Below are 18,339 nucleotides of genomic sequence, written 5' to 3' on the forward strand. Positions count from 1 at the left end.
AAGGATGGCCTGTTCCCCGCTTCAGCCGGTACCGTCGGTTGCCGGCTGTCAGGTGAACCAAGAGGGGGCGGGATGGCCACTGGTCAACCTCCGTCGCGCGTGACAAACGAGTACGCGTGGATGGTGACTGGGCCTCTCGCCCTCATCGCTGCCATCTGCGCGACCGCGCTCGCCCTGACCACCCGGCCCGCTGTCGGCGCCTGGTATCCGACGACTCTGCTGTTCGTGCTGATGGTTCTGGCGACGACGCCGATGTTCAACATCGTGGTGCGGCGCCAGACGCTCGTGCTGACGCTGGCAGAGGTGCCGCTGGTCCTCGCGCTCTTCTATCTGCCGCCGCTGTCGGTCGTGATCGCGCACACCGCGGCGGCGCTGGTGATGCAGTTGCGGCTGCGGGCGAGACCGGCCAAGTTCTGGTTCAACGTCGTCAAGGCCGCAGCAGCCTCGTCGATAGCCGTCCTCGCCGTGGTCGCCCTGCCGGAGATCCGCGGAATCGGCCCCGGCACCTGGGGCATCCTCTTCGCCGGCGTCAGCATCCACCTGCTGACCACTCTGGCCGCGGTGGCCACCGTGGTCACCGCCGTGCAGGGCTGGCCCGCCGGCCGGGAGCTGCTGCGGACCTCGCTGCCCACGTCCCTGGCGGGTGGGATCAGCACCACGATCGGGCTGCTGATTCTCATCGCCTTCGAGACGACCCCCTGGTCGATCCTGCTCTTCTCCGGATTCCTGGTGATCCTGGTTCCGGTCTACCGGGCCTACGCACAGTTCTTCCGGCAGCACCGCACCCTCGCCGACATGTACGAGCTGACCCGGGCGATGACCGAGAGCGGCCAGGACGGGACCCTGGTCGACGCTCTGCTCGGCCGGGTCCGCACCCTGATGCAGGCCGAGTACGCCACTCTCTGGCTCCCCGCCCAGGGGCGGCACCCGGAGGTGCTGCTCACCGCGCAGGAAGGACAGCGGGGGCTGCTCGACACCACCGCCGCGCCGCCGGAGATCCGCGAGGCCGCCATGCAGGAGAAGCGCACCATCGCGCTCGGCAGCCGGCTCGACGACGACCCGGCTCTGCGCGGGCTGCTGCGTGCCCGCGGGATCAAGGACATCATCGTGGTGCCGCTCCGCTCCGGCCAGGCCACCATCGGCACCATCGAGGTCACCAACCGGCTCGGCGACACCAACCACTTCACCACCGGCGACGTGCCGATCTTCCAGACCGTCGCCGCGCACGCGGCCGTCGCCGTGGAGAACTCCCGCCTCGTCGACCGCCTCCGGCACGACGCCTACCACGACACGCTGACCAAACTGCCCAACCGCCGGCGGGTCACCCAGGCGCTGCGGGAGGCCGTCGGCATCCGCGCTCCGGGCGAGGTGGTGGCCGTACTCCTCTTCGACGTCGACGGGCTGCGTCAGGTCAACGAGTCGCTGGGGCACGCCGCCGGCGACAAGGTCCTCGCCGAGGTCGCCAGCCGGCTGCGGCGCAGTGCCCCCTCTTCGGCGCTGGTCGGCCGCGTCGGCGGTGACGAGTTCGCCGTCACGCTGCGGCTGGAGACCGCCGACGAGGCCGAGCAGCTCGCCGCCGAGCTGCGCGAGCAGATCCGGGCAGAGATGGTCTTCGGCAACCTCACCCTCGACGTGGACACCGCGGTGGGGGTGGCCGTGCACCCGGAGCACGGTGCCGACCCGGAAACCCTGCTGCAGCGGGTCGACCTCGCCGCCGCGGCGGCCAAGTCCGCCCCCGGCAGCATCCAGTTCTTCCATCCGGCTCTGGAGTCCGGCTCGACCCGGCGACTCGGCCTCGCCCCCGACCTGCGCCAGGCGCTCGACGACAACGCCATCGAGGTCCACTTCCAGCCGAAGGTCACCCTCGGTGCGCGCCGCCTCGTCGGCGTCGAGTGCCTGGCCCGCTGGGAGCACCCGGCCGAAGGGCCGGTGGCGCCGGAGGACTTCGTCGCGGTCGCCGAGCACACCGGGCAGCTGGGGCGGCTGACCGAGCTGGTGCTGCGGGAGGGACTGCGGCGCAGCCGGGACTGGAGCCACGACGGCGGGCCGCTGGCGATCGCGGTGAACATCTCCGCCCGTACCCTCACCGACCAGCACTTCCCGGCCCGCGTCCAGGAGCTGCTGACCGAGTACGGCGTGCCGGCCGAGCGGGTCACCTTCGAGATCAAGGAAGCCGGCCTGCTGGACGGCACCGACCGCCCGATTCCCACCCTGCTGCGCCTGCGCGACCTCGGCGTACGGCTGTCGGTCGACGACTTCGGCACCGGCAACTCGTCGCTGGCGTACCTGCGGCGGCTGCCGGTGCACGAGGTGAAGGTCGACAACTCCTTCGTCCAGGGAATGGCGACCGACCCCGGCGACCTGGCGATCGTCAACGCCATCGTCACCCTCTCCCAGCAGTTCGGCCTGACCGTGGTGGCCGAGGGCGTGGAGAGCGAGCTGACCCTGGAGCTCCTCCAGGACATCGGCTGCGAGATCGCGCAGGGTTTCCTCTTCAGCCGGCCGCTGCCCTATGACCGGCTGGAGGGGTGGTTCGCCGCCCAGACCGAGACCGAATCGCCGGTGCATGCGGCCGTCCGGCGCCTGCGGGCACTGCCCTGAGCCGGCTCCCCGCCACGCTGCACGGACCCGGGCGGCCTGCTTAATCACTGCCTTGACCAGGGCTTTCGTGCCCCGCCTGGCGGGTGGTTGCGGGGCCGGGGGGATCCGATTTCACCTCGGGGGCGAGGCCGTGTACTCTTACCCCTGCGCGGCCTCAGGGAGATCGCGCAAGGCCCCCTTAGCTCAGTCGGCAGAGCGTCTCCATGGTAAGGAGAAGGTCTACGGTTCGATTCCGTAAGGGGGCTCAGCGGGTCCGGCCGGACCCACCTGCAGCGGTGTAGCTCAGATGGTAGAGCAAGCGGCTCATAATCGCTGTGTCGCCGGTTCAAGTCCGGCCACCGCTACTCTCGTCCACCGAGCCGATCTCGGCGGACGATACAGAGGGCGCCCAGTGCGCCCGCTTTGCGTGTCCGCGTAGCCACCCGCTACGCTGGGCCGTTGTAGTTGATCCGTTCCCGAGGAAGGCACCCCGCCGTGGCTAAGGCGACCGACGTCCGTCCAAAGATCACTTTGGCGTGTGTGGAGTGCAAGGAGCGCAACTACATCACGCGTAAGAACCGCCGTAACGACCCGGACCGCATCGAGCTGAAGAAGTTCTGCCCCCGGGACGGCAAGCACACCCTGCACCGCGAGACCCGCTGAGCAGGGGGCCGCTGCGGCCCTGACAGACCATTACAGATCGCCGGTCCGGCGTATCGTCCGCGTGCTTTCGCCGTGGGACGTGCCGGATCGGCGATCTGCTTTGCGTGTAGGTTCTCGGCATGGCCCTGGACCATTCCTACGTCGGCCGGAAGTATCCGCCGACCGCCCCCTATCAGGTGGGGCGCGAAAAGATCCGTGAGTTCGCCACCGCGATCGGCGCGACCGATCCGGCCTACCACGATCCCGGCGCCGCCCGTGCGCTCGGCCATCCCGATGTGGTCGCCCCGCCGACCTTTCCGGTGGTCCTGAGCATGGCGGCCGGCGAGCAGCTCTTCGTCGACCCGGCGCTCGGCATCGACTACAGCCGCGTGGTCCACGGCGATCAGCGCTTCGTCTATCTGCGCCCGGTCGTGGCCGGTGACGAGCTGGTGTCGGTCATCACCATCGACGAGATCAGCTCCCGTGGCGGGCACGACTTCCTGACCAGCCGCACCGAGATCTCCACCACCGCCGGCGAGCTGGTGGTCACCGTCTGGACCAAGATCGTCGTACGCGGGGAGGGCTGAGCGATGGAGCTGCCGGTCAAGCGGTACCGGATCACCCGTGCGGACCTGGTCCGGTACGCGGGCGCCTCGGGCGACTTCAACCCCATTCACTGGAACGAGCGGGTGGCGACCGGTGTCGGCCTGCCCGGCGTCATCGCCCACGGCATGTTCACCATGGCCCTGGTCGGTCGCGCAGTCACCGAGTGGGCCGGCGCGCCGGACGCGGTGGTGGACCTCTCGGTGCGCTTCACCCGTCCCGTTGTCGTCCCCGACGACGAGGACGGCACCGAGATCGAGGTGAGCGCGAAGGTGCGCGAGGTCCTTCCGGGCGGCCTGACGTGGCTGGACCTGACCGCCACGTGTGCGGGGGTGAAGGTGCTGGCCCAGGCGAAGGCGGGCATCCGGCCGGCGCCGGGCAGTGCTGTCACCGAGGTCTGAGAACGCCCACTGTCCCCACTCGCGGGCGCGGGTGGGGGAGCGGGGCGAGGGCCGTCGGTGGAAACGGGCGGGGGTGCCGGTTGGGAAACTGGCCCCGCTACCCGTACACTGATCGGCCGTGGGGCAAGTGACCCCTGCTCCGGCTGCGCAAGGCGTTTCGCGTGGCAGAGTGGGGTGAGATTGCCGCATAGGGGTGTAGCTCAATTGGCAGAGCAGCGGTCTCCAAAACCGCAGGCTGCAGGTTCAAGTCCTGTCACCCCTGCGCCTCAGGCCCGTCCGTTTCGGGGACGTCGCCGCCGGGTGTGCGGCGGGCGTCCCGTGGTGGTGGCATCGGCAGAGCCGCCCCGAGGTCAGGGGTTCGCCCGCCGGATACCGCCGGCCGCGGCCCCTTCCCGGGACGGCTGGTCCGGCCGGCGCGACCAAGCGCCGCGCACACCCCCCCGGTGTGCGTGAACCCAACCACCCGGGACGGAGGGCGAAGTGGCCGAGAGCAAGCGTCGCCGCGACGACGACGACGCCGCAGACGAGCGCCGCGACGACGAGATCGTCGACGACGCGGCCGACAAGCACGCCGACGAACCGGGTACCCGGGATGGCGTCGCGACACGGTCGAACGACAAGACCAAGGTGGATTCGGGCCGGGTCGGCTTTTTCGGCCGCATCGCCCGGTTCTTCCGCGAGGTTGTTGGTGAACTGCGTAAGGTCATCTGGCCGACCCGCAACGAGCTGCTGACCTACACGACCGTGGTCATCGTCTTCGTCGCCGTGGTGCTGACGATCGTGGCCGCGCTGGACTTCGCCTTCGCGAAGGGCGTGCTGTACGTCTTCGGCAACTCCAGCTGACCAAGCGATAGTGACGGAAGTGAGCGAGCGTGCCTGAGTACGACGAGACCGCCGAAACCGTGGACGAGCAGTCCGCGGTGGCGACGGCGGCTGATGACAAGTCGGTCGAGGCCGCCAGCGAGCCGGGTTCCGCGAGTGTCGAAGCCGACGAGGAGTACGACCCGGTCGCCGAGCTGCGCCAGAAGCTGCGCTACGCCCCGGGCGACTGGTACGTGGTGCACTCGTACGCCGGCTACGAGAACAAGGTGAAGACGAACCTCGAGACCCGGATCACGAGCCTCGACATGGAAGAGTTCATCTACCAGGTCGAGGTGCCGACCCGCGAAGAGGTCGAGATCAAGAACGGTAAGCGTTCGCAGATCCAGGCGAAGGTCTTCCCGGGTTACATCCTGGTCCGCATGGACCTCACGCCGGAGTCCTACTCCTGCGTGCGCAACACGCCGGGCGTGACCGGCTTCGTTGGCGCGACCGACCGGGCCGACCGACCGGCGCCGCTCTCGCTCGACGAGGTCGTCAAGTGGCTGGTGCCGGCTGTGGAGTCGGCCGAGCAGAAGGCCGCCAAGCCCGAGGTTCGCGTCCTGGACTTCGAGGTGGGCGACTCGGTCAGCGTGACCGACGGCGCGTTCGCCACGCTGCCCGCGACGATCAGCGAGATCAACGCCGACCAGCAGAAGCTCAAGGTGCTGGTTTCGATCTTCGGCCGGGAAACGCCGGTCGAGCTCAACTTCAATCAGGTCGCCAAGATCTGATCGGCTTCGGGTCCGGGCGGGCGCCTCACGCGTACGTCCGGATCCGGCGTTGACGGGTCCGGAGCCGACCTCGAGGAAACCGCCTGGCCTCGCCTGCGGTACCCTGGAATGTCGCTCCCGGATGCGCGCTTGACCGTGCGTGCCTCACCGGCGGCGGCAAAGGTCGACCTTTCCAGTTCCAAGCCCCAGGAAGTGACATGCCTCCCAAGAAGAAGCTCGTCAAGACCTTCACGCTTCAGCTGCCGGCGGGCCAGGCCACTCCGGCTCCGCCGGTCGGCCCCGCGCTGGGCGCGCACGGCGTGAACATCATGGAGTTCTGCAAGTCCTACAACTCGCAGACCGAGTCGCAGCGTGGAGACATCGTCCCCGCGCAGATCAGCGTCTACGAGGACCGGACCTTCACCTTCGTGCTGAAGACCCCGCCCGCCGCCCGGCTGCTGATCAAGGCCGCCGGCGTGCAGAAGGGCTCCGGCGTGCCGCAGGCGGAGAAGGTCGGCTCGGTGAGCCGCGCGCAGCTGCGCGAGATCGCCGAGAAGAAGATGGCCGACCTCAACGCCAACAGCGTCGAGCAGGCGGAGAAGATCATCGCCGGCACCGCCCGGTCGATGGGCATCACCGTCAACGACTGAGCACCGACCGACAGATCGTTTCGATCGTGGGAGGGTCCGCGCTCGCGGCCCGCCAGAGACCACAGGAGTAACAGGAAATGCAGCGCAGCAAGAGCTACCGCAAGGCCTTCGAGGCCATCGACCGCTCGAAGCTCTACACGCCCGCCGAGGCCGTCAAGCTGGCCAAGGAGAACAGCGGCACCAAGTTCGACGCGACCGTCGAGGTCGCCATGCGGCTGGGCATCGACCCCCGCAAGGCCGACCAGATGGTCCGCGGTGTGGTCAACCTGCCGCACGGCACCGGTAAGACCGCCCGCGTGATCGTGTTCGCCGCCGGCGCGAAGGCCGAAGAGGCCGTCGCCGCGGGCGCCGACGAGGTCGGCACCGACGAGCTGGTCGCTCGTATCCAGGAGGGCTGGCTGGACTTCGACGCGGCTATCGCCACGCCGGACCAGATGGCCAAGATCGGCCGGATCGCGCGGATCCTGGGCCCGCGCGGTCTCATGCCGAACCCGAAGACCGGCACCGTCACCATGGACGTGACCAAGGCCGTCTCGGACATCAAGGGTGGAAAGATCACCTTCCGGGTGGACAAGCACTCCAACCTGCACCTGATCATCGGCAAGGCGTCCTTCTCGGAGTCGCAGCTGGTGGAGAACTACGCCGCGGCGCTGGAGGAGATCCTCCGGGCCAAGCCGTCGTCGGCCAAGGGCAAGTACCTCAAGAAGGTCACCCTCACCACCACGATGGGTCCGGGTGTTCCGGTCGACCCGAACATCGTGAAGAACCTGACCGGCGAAGCCGCCGCGGCCTAGGTTCACTCAGCAACGCCTGAACGGGGCGCCGTCCACCAAGGTGGACGGCGCCCCGTTCGTTTCCGCCGGTGCCGGCCGCGACCGTGCGTACCGGGTGAGCCGGCGCACCGGGGGGGCGGTTTGCCGTGCGGGCCGGGCGTCGCGTAGGCTGAGCAGGAAGTTCCACCCAGAGACCGCTGGTCACCGTGCTTCACGGCACGGTCGAAGGTCCCGGCTACGGGCGACCCGCGCAGGGCAGCAAAGCGAAGTGCAGTTCTCTCCGCTCCTCCGGGATCGTCAGAGCCTGAATCTCGCCCCGTGCGCCTTGCGCCGGGGCGTTTCTCGTTGTCGGGCCCGTCGTACCGCCCACCGGGGCTTTTCGCCCGGAGGCCCGGTAGCCAGCCTGGCGCAACGAGAGAGGAGGGACATGGCGGACAAGCCGGTTCGGGCCGACAAGAGCACGGCCGTTGCCGAACTCACCGAGCAGTTCAAGAACTCCGGTGCCACGGTGCTCACCGAGTACCGCGGACTGACGGTTTCCCAGCTGACCCAGCTGCGGCGCGCGCTCGGTCGCGAGACCACCTACACGGTGACCAAGAACACGCTGGCGAAGCGTGCGGCGACGGATGCGGGCATCAACGGACTCGACGAGCTGTTCACCGGTCCTACCGCGCTGACTTTCGTTTCGGGCGACGTCGTCGAGGCGGCGAAGGGGCTTCGCGATTTCGCGAAGGCCAACCCGAAGCTCGTCATCAAGGGCGGCGTCTTCGAGGGCCGGGCCATTTCGGCCGCCGAGGTCACGAAGCTCGCCGACCTTGAGTCCCGCGAGGTGCTGCTGGCCAAGCTGGCCGGCGCGATGAAGGGCAACCTGAGCAAGGCTGCGGCCCTGTTCCAGGCTCCGCTGTCCAAGACTGCACGTCTGGCGGCTGCCCTGCAGGACAAGCGCGAAAAGGATGGCGCCGAGGCAGCCTGACGGCTCCCCGACGCACCAGTTCATACGTTTTTCTTAGGAAAGGACGCCAGATATGGCGAAGCTCAGCACTGAAGAGCTGCTCGACGCGTTCAAGGAAATGACGCTGATCGAGCTGTCCGAGTTCGTCAAGCAGTTCGAGGAGACCTTCGAGGTCACCGCCGCTGCTCCGGTCGCGATCGCGGGCGGCGCTGTCGCCGGCGGCGGCGCCGCTGCCGAGGCCGAGCCGGAGAAGGACGAGTTCGACGTCGTCCTCGAGGCTGACGGTGGCAAGAAGATCCAGGTCATCAAGGTCGTGCGTGAGCTGACCGGCCTGGGCCTCAAGGAGGCCAAGGACCTCGTCGAGAGCGCCCCCAAGGCGATCCTCGAGAAGGCCAACAAGGAGACCGCCGACAAGGCCAAGGCCAAGCTCGAGGCCGAGGGCGCGAAGGTCACCGTCAAGTAAGGTGCGCGCAGCTCATGGCTCGGGTGACTGAGCCGATCGCTGTGTGAACGGGTGGGGGTCCGGCGCCGGGTCTCCACCCGTTTTGCCGTCCGGCGCGGGTCCCTGCTTAACTGATCATCGCGGCCTCCGCCGGCGGGCGGTGGCCGCACTTCCGGGTGCCGCAGCGCCGAACTCCGGGAGAACCCGTTCAACGTGTAGGCCAGGCCTTGACGCGGTCGGACCCGGCAGGCACGCTGAACATCAGCAAGAGCTTCCGCGCTTGCAACGGCCAGAGTCCGGGTAAGGACAGGGCGACGCCATCCTGGTGGAGACACCAGGCCGGCGGGGTGAGTCCGACACCGAGACCGAACGGCCTCGACAGTTACGCCGCGTTCCGAGCGGCCCGGTTCGACCCCGGCAAGGGGCGCCGAGGCCAGTTCCGCAGCAAACTGGCGGGGTGGGCTGGACAGCGGTTAGCCTTACGGCTACACTGCTAGTTTGCGCTGCCTTCCGACTTGACCCCTGCTCGGAATGTCCGATTATGGATGATTCTGGTGGGGTCATTGGAGTGCACGCGTAACAGCCGTTCTGCAGCACCGGTCCTCGGAAGGACGCATCTTGGCAGCTTCCCGCCCTGCGAAGACCAGCCGTACGTCGAGCGCTTTCGCTCCCCGCCGAGTCTCTTTCGGCAGGATCACCGAACACCTCGAGGTCCCCAACCTCCTCGCCATCCAGACCGAGTCGTTCGACTGGCTGGTTGGCAACGAGGCTTGGCAGGGCCGGTCGGCCGACGACCCGCACGCTCGCTCCGGTCTCGCGGAGATCCTCGACGAGATCAGTCCCATTGAGGACTTCTCCGGCACCATGTCGCTCTCCTTCTCCGCACCACGCTTCGACGAGGTCAAGGCCTCGATCGAGGAGTGCAAGGAGAAGGACCTGACCTACTGCGCCCCGCTCTTCGTCACCGCGGAGTTCACCAACAACACCACTGGCGAGATCAAGAGCCAGACGGTGTTCATGGGCGACTTCCCGATGATGACGCCCAAGGGCACGTTCGTGATCAACGGCACCGAGCGGGTTGTTGTCAGCCAGCTCGTCCGTTCTCCGGGCGTCTACTTCGACAAGCAGCCGGACAAGACCTCCGACCGCGACCTGTCCAGCGTCAAGGTGATCCCGAGCCGGGGCGCCTGGCTGGAGTTCGACATCGACAAGCGCGACACCGTGGGTGTCCGCATCGACCGCAAGCGCCGGCAGGCCGTCACCGTCCTGCTCAAGGCCGTCGGCTGGTCCGCGGAGCGCATCCGCGAGCGGTTCGGCTGGTCCGAGCTGCTGATGACCACCCTGGAGAAGGACCACATCGCCGGGGCGGACGAGGCGCTGCTCGACATCTACCGCAAGCTGCGCCCTGGCGAGCCGCCGACGCGCGAGAACGCCCAGACCCTGCTGGACAACCTCTTCTTCAACCCGAAGCGGTATGACCTGGCGAAGGTCGGGCGCTACAAGTTCAACAAGAAGCTCGAGATCGACGTGCCGATGAACACCGGCACGCTGACCGAGGAGGACATTGTCGCCACGGTCGAGTACCTCTGCCGGCTGCACGCCGGTGAAGAGGGCTACGAGGCCGACGACATCGACCACTTCGGCAACCGGCGGCTGCGTACCGTCGGCGAGCTGATCCAGAACCAGGTCCGCGTCGGCCTGTCCCGCATGGAGCGCGTCGTCCGCGAGCGGATGACGACCCAGGACGTCGAGGCGATCACGCCGCAGACCCTGATCAACATCCGCCCGGTGGTGGCGGCGATCAAGGAGTTCTTCGGTACGTCGCAGCTGTCGCAGTTCATGGACCAGACCAACCCGCTGGCGGGCCTGACCCACCGGCGCCGGCTGAGCGCGCTCGGCCCGGGTGGTCTCTCCCGTGAGCGGGCCGGCTTCGAGGTCCGGGACGTGCACCCGTCGCACTACGGCCGGATGTGCCCGATCGAGACGCCCGAAGGCCCGAACATCGGCCTTATCGGCGCCCTCTCGACGTTCGCCCGGGTGAACCCGTTCGGGTTCATCGAGACCCCGTACCGCAAGGTCATCGAGGGTCGGGTCACCGACCAGATCGACTACCTCACCGCGGACGAGGAGGACCGGTTCGTCAAGGCGCAGGCCAACGCGCCGCTGCTGGCCGACGGCACCTTCGCCGAGGACCGCGTCCTGGTTCGCCGTAAGGGCGGTGAGACGGAGGACGTCACGCCGGGCGCCGTCGACTACATGGACGTCTCGCCGCGGCAGATGACCTCGGTCGCGACGGCGATGATCCCGTTCCTCGAGCACGACGACGCCAACCGGGCCCTGATGGGCGCGAACATGCAGCGTCAGGCGGTGCCGCTGGTCAAGGCCGAGGCGCCGCTGGTCGGCACCGGCATGGAGTACCGGGCCGCCGTCGACGCCGGTGACGTTGTCGTCGCCGAGGTCGGTGGCGTGGTCGAGGACCTCTGCGCCGACTACGTGACCGTGCACCAGGACGACGGCCACCGCCGCACCTACCTGCTGCACAAGTTCCGCCGTTCCAACTCCGGCTCCTGCGTCAACCAGAAGCCGGTGGTCTTCGAGGGCGACCGCGTCGAGGCCGGCCAGGTCATCGCCGACGGCCCCTGCACCGACGAGGGCGAGATGGCTCTCGGGCGCAACCTGCTGGTCGCGTTCATGACCTGGGAGGGTCACAACTACGAGGACGCGATCATCCTGTCGCAGCGCCTCGTACAGCAGGACGTCCTCACCTCGATCCACATCGAGGAGCACGAGGTCGACGCCCGGGACACCAAGCTGGGCCCGGAGGAGATCACCCGCGACATCCCGAACGTCAGCGAGGAGATGCTCGCCGATCTCGACGAGCGCGGCATCATCCGCATCGGCGCCGAGGTCGTACCCGGTGACATCCTGGTCGGCAAGGTCACGCCGAAGGGCGAGACCGAGCTGACTCCCGAGGAGCGCCTGCTCCGCGCGATCTTCGGTGAGAAGGCGCGTGAGGTCCGGGACACCTCGCTGAAGGTGCCGCACGGCGAGACCGGCACGGTCATCGGTGTGCGTACCTTCTCCCGCGAGGACGGCGACGAGCTGCCGCCGGGCGTCAACGAGCTGGTACGGGTCTACGTCGCCCAGAAGCGCAAGATCCAGGACGGCGACAAGCTCGCCGGCCGGCACGGCAACAAGGGTGTCATCTCCAAGATCCTGCCGGTCGAGGACATGCCGTTCCTGGAGGACGGCACCCCGGTCGACATCGTGCTCAACCCGCTCGGTGTGCCGAGCCGGATGAACATCGGTCAGGTGCTGGAGACCCACCTCGGCTGGGTCGCCAAGACCGGTTGGAAGGTCGAGGGCGACGACGCCGAGTGGAAGAAGGCGCTCCGCTCGATCGACGCGCACGAGTCGGTGCCGGACTCCAACGTGGCCACGCCGGTCTTCGACGGCGCCCGCGAGGAGGAGATCCGCGGTCTGCTCGCCTCGACCCTGGCCAACCGGGACGGCAAGCAGCTCATCGGAGCCAGCGGCAAGGCGCAGCTTCTCGACGGTCGTTCCGGTGAACCGCTGCCGGACCCGATCGCGGTGGGGTACATCTACATCCTCAAGCTGAACCACCTGGTCGACGACAAGATCCACGCTCGGTCGACCGGTCCGTACTCGATGATCACGCAGCAGCCGCTGGGTGGTAAGGCGCAGTTCGGCGGCCAGCGCTTCGGTGAGATGGAGTGCTGGGCGATGCAGGCCTACGGTGCGGCGTACGCGCTGCAGGAGCTGTTGACCATCAAGTCCGACGATGTCGTGGGCCGGGTCAAGGTCTACGAGGCGATCGTCAAGGGGGAGAACATCCCCGAACCGGGCATCCCGGAGTCGTTCAAGGTGCTGCTCAAGGAGCTGCAGTCGCTCTGCCTCAACGTTGAGGTGCTCTCCAGCGACGGCGTGGCCCTCGAGATGCGCGAGACCGACGACGAGGTGTTCCGCGCGGCGGAGGAACTGGGCATCGACCTCTCGCGGCGACCCAACGAAGGCGTGAGCAGCGTCGACGAGGTGTGAGTTGGTGGGGCCGGGGCGGGCCCTGCCCGCTCGACGACCGGTTTCGTACCGGTCGCCGGGCGGCCCGCCCCGGTGCCCATAGCCAGTGAGTCAGCAACAGTGACGAACACGAGGGATATCTAACGTGCTCGACGTCAACTTCTTCGACGAGCTGCGCATTGGGCTCGCCACCGCAGACGACATCCGTCAGTGGTCGCACGGCGAGGTCAAGAAGCCTGAGACGATCAACTACCGCACCCTCAAGCCGGAAAAGGACGGGCTCTTCTGCGAGAAGATCTTCGGTCCTCAGCGGGACTGGGAGTGCTACTGCGGCAAGTACAAGCGGGTCCGGTTCAAGGGCATCATCTGTGAGCGCTGCGGCGTCGAGGTGACCCGGTCCAAGGTCCGCCGTGAGCGCATGGGCCACATCGAGCTCGCCGCTCCGGTCACGCACATCTGGTACTTCAAGGGTGTGCCGAGCCGGCTCGGCTACCTGCTGGACCTGGCCCCCAAGGACCTCGAAAAGATCATCTACTTCGCCTCGTACGTGGTCACGAGCGTTGACGCCGAAGCGCGTCACCGCGACCTGTCCACTCTCGAGAACGAGATCCTCGCCGAGAAGCGCCAGGCCGAGAACAGCCGGGACTCCGCGATCGAGGGTCGCGCCGCCAAGCTCGAGGCCGACCTGGCCGAGCTGGAGGCCGAGGGCGCCAAGGCCGACGTGCGCCGCAAGGTCAAGGAGGGCGGAGAGCGCGAGATGCGCCAGATCCGCGACCGGGCCCAGCGCGAGATCGACCGCCTCGACGAGGTGCTGGACACCTTCCGCAAGCTGGAGCCGAAGCAGCTGGTCACCGACGAGCTGCTCTACCGCGAGCTGCGTGACCGCTTCGGTGAGTACTTCACCGGCGGCATGGGCGCCGAGGCGATCAAGGCGCTGGTGCAGAACATGGACCTCGACGCCGAGGCCGAGCACCTGCGCGAGGTGATCCGTTCCGGCAAGGGCCAGCGCAAGATCCGTGCGCTCAAGCGGCTCAAGGTCGTCGCGGCGTTCCTGAACACCAGCAACTCCCCGCTGGGCATGGTCCTCGACTGCGTCCCGGTCATCCCGCCGGACCTGCGTCCGATGGTGCAGCTCGACGGCGGCCGCTTCGCGACCTCCGACCTCAACGACCTGTACCGCCGGGTGATCAACCGGAACAACCGTCTCAAGCGACTGATCGACCTCGGTGCTCCCGAGATCATCGTCAACAACGAGAAGCGGATGCTCCAGGAGGCCGTCGACGCGCTCTTCGACAACGGCCGTCGTGGCCGGCCGGTCACCGGTCCGGGCAACCGCCCGCTGAAGTCGCTCTCGGACATGCTCAAGGGCAAGCAGGGCCGGTTCCGTCAGAACCTGCTCGGCAAGCGCGTCGACTACTCCGGCCGTTCGGTCATCGTCGTCGGCCCGCAGCTCAAGCTGCACCAGTGTGGTCTGCCCAAGCAGATGGCGCTGGAGCTGTTCAAGCCGTTCGTGATGAAGCGGCTGGTCGACCTCAACCACGCGCAGAACATCAAGTCCGCCAAGCGGATGGTCGAGCGGCACCGTCCGGTCGTCTGGGACGTGCTCGAAGAGGTCATCGCCGAGCACCCGGTGCTGCTCAACCGCGCACCGACCCTGCACCGTCTGGGCATCCAGGCCTTCGAGCCGCAGCTGGTCGAGGGCAAGGCCATCCAGATCCACCCGCTGGTCTGCACCGCGTTCAACGCGGACTTCGACGGTGACCAGATGGCGGTGCACGTGCCGCTGTCGGCCGAGGCGCAGGCCGAGGCCCGGATCCTGATGCTCTCGTCGAACAACATCCTGAAGCCGGCCGACGGCAAGCCGGTCACCATGCCCACCCAGGACATGGTCATCGGTCTGTACCACCTCACCCACCTCACCCCCGGTGAGAAGGGCGAGGGTCGGGCATTCAGCTCCGACGCCGAGGCGCGGATGGCGTTCGACGCCGGCGAGCTGCACCTGCAGACGCCCGTCAAGATCCGTCTCCGGAACGTGATCGGGGTCGACAACGGCAAGGGCGCCGAGCCGTGGACCGAGCCGGAGGGCTGGACCCCGGGCGAGCCGCTGATCGTCGAGACGACGCTGGGCCGGGTGCTGTTCAACGAGACGCTGCCGCAGGGCTACCGCTTCGTGAACTACGAGATCCGCAAGGGTCAGCTCTCGACGATCGTCAACGACCTCGCCGAGCGTTTCCCGAAGGTGGCGCTCGCCGCCACGCTGGACGGGCTCAAGGAGGCCGGTTTCCACTGGGCCACCTGGTCCGGTGTCACCATCGGCATCGAGGACGTCATCGCGCCCCCGAACAAGCCCGAGATCCTGGCCCGGCACGAGAAGGAAGCCGACCGGATCGACAAGCAGTACCAGCGTGGTCTGATGACCGCCGAGGAGCGTCGCGGCGAACTCATCGAGATCTGGAACAAGGCGACCGGCGAGGTCACCAAGGACCTGGAGGCGCACCTTCCGCAGGAGAACCCGCTGTGGAAGATGATCAACTCCGGCGCCCGCGGTAACCTGCTCCAGCTCCGGCAGATCGCCGCCATCCGTGGTCTGGTCGCCAACCCCAAGGGCGAGATCATCCCGCGTCCGATCAAGGCGAGCTACCGCGAGGGCCTCTCCGTACTGGAGTACTTCATCTCCACGCACGGTGCCCGTAAGGGTCTGGCGGACACGGCGCTGCGGACCGCCGACTCGGGTTACCTGACCCGTCGTCTGGTCGACGTCTCGCAGGACGTGATCATCCGCGAGGAGGACTGCGGCACCGACCGGGCGATCCCGATGCAGATCGGCGAGTACCTCGACGGCAAGCTCGTGGTGCACGAGCACGCCGAGACCGGGGTGCACGCCCGGACGCTGGCCGACGACATCAAGGGCGCCGACGGCACCCTCGTGGCCGAGCGGGGCATGGACCTCAACTCCATCCTCGTCGACCGGATCGTCGCCGCAGGGGTGGAGACGGTGCGGGTACGCAGCGTGCTCACCTGTGAGTCCAAGCTCGGTGTCTGCGGTGCCTGCTACGGCCGTTCGCTGCCGACCGGTAAGACCGTGGACGTCGGCGAGGCGGTCGGCATCATCGCGGCCCAGTCGATCGGTGAGCCGGGCACGCAGCTGACGATGCGTACCTTCCACACCGGTGGTGTGGCGGGTGAGGACATCACCCAGGGTCTGCCGCGTGTGCAGGAGATCTTCGAGGCCCGAATCCCCAAGGGCAAGGCGCCGATCGCCGACACCCCGGGACGGGTCCGGATCGAGGACGGCGAGCGGTCGCGGAAGATCATCGTGGTGCCGGACGACGGCAGCGAGGAGATCGTCTACGACAAGATCTCCAAGCGGGTCCGGCTGCGGGCGCACGACGGCTCGCACGTCGAGGTCGGCGAGAAGCTCACCGAGGGCACCATCGACCCGCACGAGCTGCTGCGGATCCTCGGCCCGCGCGCGGTCCAGGTCCACCTGACCCAGGAGGTCCAGGAGGTCTACCGCTCGCAGGGTGTGCTCATCCACGACAAGCACATCGAGATCATCATCCGCCAGATGCTGAAGCGGGTCACGGTCATCGACTCCGGCGCGAGCGAGTTCCTGCCGGGTGTGCTGGTGGACCGGGCGCTCTTCGAGTCGGAGAACCGCCGCCTGGTCTCCGAGGGCGCCGAGCCGGCCGCCGGCCGTCCGGTGCTGATGGGTATCACCAAGGCGTCGCTGGCCACGGACTCGTGGCTGTCGGCGGCCTCCTTCCAGGAGACCACGCGGGTGCTGACCGACGCGGCGATCAACGCGCGCAGCGACTCGCTGATCGGCCTGAAGGAGAACGTCATCATCGGAAAGCTCATCCCGGCGGGTACCGGCATCAGCAAGTACCGCAACGTCCGGGTCGAGCCGACCGAGGAGGCGAAGGCCAAGGTGTACTCGATGACGGGGTACCCGGAGAACGACTACGGCTTCGGGCCGGCCAGCGGACAGGCTGTTCCGCTGGACGACTTCGACTTCGGGTCGTACCGCTGACAGTGCAGTGACGAGGAAGCCCCCGGCCGCGTGCCGGGGGCTTCCTCGTATCCGCGCCGGGTGGCGCCGCCGCGGTGGATGTTCGGCATGATGGACAGATGAGCACATCACCGCCGGCGGCGGTGCAGGGCCGCCCGACGCTGCGCCACCCGCTCGATCCCGATCCGGTCCGGTCGACCAAGGCCGGGGCCGTCTTCGCGTGCGGGCTGATGGCGGCGCTGACCGGACTCCTGCTGGGCGGGGTGGTGCCGGCCACGGTGGCGCTGCTGCTCGCCCGCCAGGCCCGGCGGCAGGCGTACGCCTCCGGGGGTTTCCTGACCGGGGCGGTCTGGGTGGCCCGGGGGGAGCGGTTGGCCTGGGCGGGGCTGGCGCTCGCGGCCCTCGCCCTGGCGGTTGTGCTGGTGGCCGGCCTGCTCCAGGCCACCGGTGGGTCCGCGGGGCACGACTTCGGGCCGGAATTCGACTGAACGCCACTGGGAGGGCCTGCGGGGCACGACTTGGGGCCGGAATTCGACTCAACGCCACTGCGGCGGCGCCGGGGTGCGGTCCGGCGGTAGTTTGATCGGCGAGGCGTCCGGCCGGCAGCGGTCCGGCAGGGCACGGCCGCGGGATTCGCCCTCGGCAGGGGGGAGAAGGCAGTGACCGACGAGGCTCCGGCGGGCGGGGCGGTGCCGGGTTCCCCGGGGCCGAATCCCCACCTGCGGCCCGGTGTGCCCGCGCGGTACCCGGCTGGGCCGGGCGGGCCCTACCCGCTGGCGGCTCCTGCCGCGTTCCCCGCCGCGGTCCGACCGCCGCGTGATGCCGGGCACCCGCCGCGCCGGGTCGACCCGCTGCCCGGTACGCCCTTCGGCCTGGTGCACCTGCAGGTCGCACCGGTCTTCTCCGGGCCGGCGGTCGGCTCGCTGGTGGCCGGGATCGCGTCGATCCTCCTCTCCGTCCTGGTGTTCTGTTTCGGGGCGGCGGGTGCGAATGAGGGCTGGGGGGTCTGGGCGGCGGTCGCATTTGCGATCCTCACCACCCTCGTCGGCGCCGGCGGCGTCGTGGTGGGTCTGTTCGCCCGGCGTCAGATCGCCCGGGTGCCGCCGCCACCGGCGGTGCGCTTCACCGGGCGGGGCGTGGCCCTGAGCGGGGTTGTCTGCGGCGCGACAGGGATGGTGCTGGCGCTGGCGGCACTCGGGCTGGCACTGCTGCTCGCCCTCGTCTGAGCGGGTCCGGCGGCGCAGCTGCCAGGGGCAGGGCGGCGGGGGGCGGCCACGGGCAGCCGCTACACTGGGGCACTGGAGTTGCTCGCCGTGGATTCGTGAGTCGACCGGCGGGAGCGGGGTGCGCCAACATCGTTCCCGGCCCCCGTTTTGACGTGCGTGCCCGTGGTGGGTAATCTTTCCACCTGCGCTCTGGCTTGCCAGGGCAATGTTCGCGTGCGTTCAACCGGCTGTGCCCTCAAGCGGCTCTGACCGGGCGACCGGCGGCGTGACGGGGGTCAGCCCCCGGGTTCCGCCGGGTCGCGAGCAGCGCGGCCACAAAGCCAAACAGACGGTACGTACGAACCTGTGCGGACCACGGAACAGATTCCGGTGAACGTCCAATGTTCCGCCGGGACCGTGACTCGGGCGACACGCCCGACCGCGGGTGCCGGGACCTTCGCGGGTCCTGG

14 protein-coding genes and 3 tRNA genes are annotated in these 18,339 nt (G+C 68.6%); all 17 read left to right on the forward strand.

Annotated features, from left to right (window positions below; translation table 11 throughout):
• The first annotated feature begins 72 nt into the window (after positions 1-72).
• The 17 genes from ACK8GG_RS12940 (at position 73) to ACK8GG_RS13020 (ending at position 17,890) form a co-directional block, all read left to right on the forward strand.
• Positions 73-2,601 carry a putative bifunctional diguanylate cyclase/phosphodiesterase gene (locus ACK8GG_RS12940; protein WP_440356408.1) on the forward strand — a complete coding sequence of 843 codons (2,529 nt, stop codon included), beginning with the start codon at positions 73-75 and terminating at the stop codon, positions 2,599-2,601.
• Between the two features lie 172 nt (positions 2,602-2,773).
• Positions 2,774-2,846 (forward strand) — tRNA-Thr (locus tag ACK8GG_RS12945).
• A 26-nt stretch (positions 2,847-2,872) separates the two neighbouring features.
• A tRNA-Met gene (locus ACK8GG_RS12950) sits at positions 2,873-2,945 on the forward strand.
• A 130-nt stretch (positions 2,946-3,075) separates the two neighbouring features.
• Positions 3,076-3,243, forward strand: coding sequence for a 50S ribosomal protein L33 (rpmG, locus tag ACK8GG_RS12955; RefSeq protein ID WP_046567246.1), 168 nt, complete (start codon positions 3,076-3,078; stop codon positions 3,241-3,243).
• A gap of 119 nt (positions 3,244-3,362) precedes the next feature.
• Entirely contained in the window at positions 3,363-3,809 is a 447-nt protein-coding gene (locus ACK8GG_RS12960) for an FAS1-like dehydratase domain-containing protein (RefSeq protein ID WP_440349553.1), read from the forward strand.
• A 3-nt stretch (positions 3,810-3,812) separates the two neighbouring features.
• Complete coding sequence (locus ACK8GG_RS12965) at positions 3,813-4,226, forward strand: MaoC family dehydratase (protein WP_440352510.1); 414 nt, start codon at positions 3,813-3,815, stop codon at positions 4,224-4,226.
• Between the two features lie 189 nt (positions 4,227-4,415).
• A tRNA-Trp gene (locus ACK8GG_RS12970) sits at positions 4,416-4,488 on the forward strand.
• A gap of 218 nt (positions 4,489-4,706) precedes the next feature.
• Entirely contained in the window at positions 4,707-5,069 is a 363-nt protein-coding gene (gene secE, locus ACK8GG_RS12975) for a preprotein translocase subunit SecE (protein WP_440349555.1), read from the forward strand.
• Positions 5,070-5,098: 29 nt separating this feature from the next.
• Positions 5,099-5,818, forward strand: coding sequence for a transcription termination/antitermination protein NusG (gene nusG / locus ACK8GG_RS12980; protein ID WP_440349556.1), 720 nt, complete (start codon positions 5,099-5,101; stop codon positions 5,816-5,818).
• Between the two features lie 197 nt (positions 5,819-6,015).
• On the forward strand, positions 6,016-6,447 hold the full coding sequence (rplK, locus tag ACK8GG_RS12985; RefSeq protein ID WP_440349557.1) for a 50S ribosomal protein L11: 432 nt from the start codon (positions 6,016-6,018) through the stop codon (positions 6,445-6,447).
• Between the two features lie 77 nt (positions 6,448-6,524).
• Positions 6,525-7,241, forward strand: coding sequence for a 50S ribosomal protein L1 (gene rplA / locus ACK8GG_RS12990; RefSeq protein ID WP_440349558.1), 717 nt, complete (start codon positions 6,525-6,527; stop codon positions 7,239-7,241).
• 406 nt (positions 7,242-7,647) lie between these two features.
• On the forward strand, positions 7,648-8,193 hold the full coding sequence (rplJ, locus tag ACK8GG_RS12995; protein WP_440349559.1) for a 50S ribosomal protein L10: 546 nt from the start codon (positions 7,648-7,650) through the stop codon (positions 8,191-8,193).
• Between the two features lie 52 nt (positions 8,194-8,245).
• A complete protein-coding gene (gene rplL / locus ACK8GG_RS13000; protein ID WP_440349560.1) occupies positions 8,246-8,635 on the forward strand; it encodes a 50S ribosomal protein L7/L12 in 390 nt (129 codons plus the stop codon).
• Between the two features lie 597 nt (positions 8,636-9,232).
• A complete protein-coding gene (rpoB, locus tag ACK8GG_RS13005; RefSeq protein WP_440349561.1) occupies positions 9,233-12,673 on the forward strand; it encodes a DNA-directed RNA polymerase subunit beta in 3,441 nt (1,146 codons plus the stop codon).
• Positions 12,674-12,797: 124 nt separating this feature from the next.
• Positions 12,798-16,685: a DNA-directed RNA polymerase subunit beta' gene (locus ACK8GG_RS13010; RefSeq protein ID WP_440349562.1), complete on the forward strand. Its 3,888-nt coding sequence runs from the start codon at positions 12,798-12,800 to the stop codon at positions 16,683-16,685.
• Positions 16,686-16,783: 98 nt separating this feature from the next.
• Positions 16,784-17,152 carry a hypothetical protein gene (locus tag ACK8GG_RS13015; RefSeq protein WP_440349563.1) on the forward strand — a complete coding sequence of 123 codons (369 nt, stop codon included), beginning with the start codon at positions 16,784-16,786 and terminating at the stop codon, positions 17,150-17,152.
• Positions 17,153-17,323: 171 nt separating this feature from the next.
• Positions 17,324-17,890: a hypothetical protein gene (locus ACK8GG_RS13020; RefSeq protein ID WP_440349564.1), complete on the forward strand. Its 567-nt coding sequence runs from the start codon at positions 17,324-17,326 to the stop codon at positions 17,888-17,890.
• The last annotated feature ends 449 nt before the right edge of the window (positions 17,891-18,339 follow it).

It is taken from the genome of Melissospora conviva, assembly GCF_049523535.1.
Taxonomy (GTDB): Bacteria; Actinomycetota; Actinomycetes; order Mycobacteriales; family Micromonosporaceae; genus Melissospora; species Melissospora conviva.

Excerpts from the sequence above, each read along its gene's own strand:
- ACK8GG_RS12940 (WP_440356408.1), top strand. The coding sequence starts at position 73 with ATGGCCACTGGTCAACCTCCGTCGCGCGTGACAAACGAGTACGCGTGG.
- ACK8GG_RS12960 (WP_440349553.1), top strand. The coding sequence starts at position 3,363 with ATGGCCCTGGACCATTCCTACGTCGGCCGGAAGTATCCGCCGACCGCC.
- ACK8GG_RS12965 (WP_440352510.1), top strand. The coding sequence starts at position 3,813 with ATGGAGCTGCCGGTCAAGCGGTACCGGATCACCCGTGCGGACCTGGTC.
- rplK (WP_440349557.1), top strand. The coding sequence starts at position 6,016 with ATGCCTCCCAAGAAGAAGCTCGTCAAGACCTTCACGCTTCAGCTGCCG.
- rplA (WP_440349558.1), top strand. The coding sequence starts at position 6,525 with ATGCAGCGCAGCAAGAGCTACCGCAAGGCCTTCGAGGCCATCGACCGC.
- rplJ (WP_440349559.1), top strand. The coding sequence starts at position 7,648 with ATGGCGGACAAGCCGGTTCGGGCCGACAAGAGCACGGCCGTTGCCGAA.
- rplL (WP_440349560.1), top strand. The coding sequence starts at position 8,246 with ATGGCGAAGCTCAGCACTGAAGAGCTGCTCGACGCGTTCAAGGAAATG.
- ACK8GG_RS13015 (WP_440349563.1), top strand. The coding sequence starts at position 16,784 with ATGAGCACATCACCGCCGGCGGCGGTGCAGGGCCGCCCGACGCTGCGC.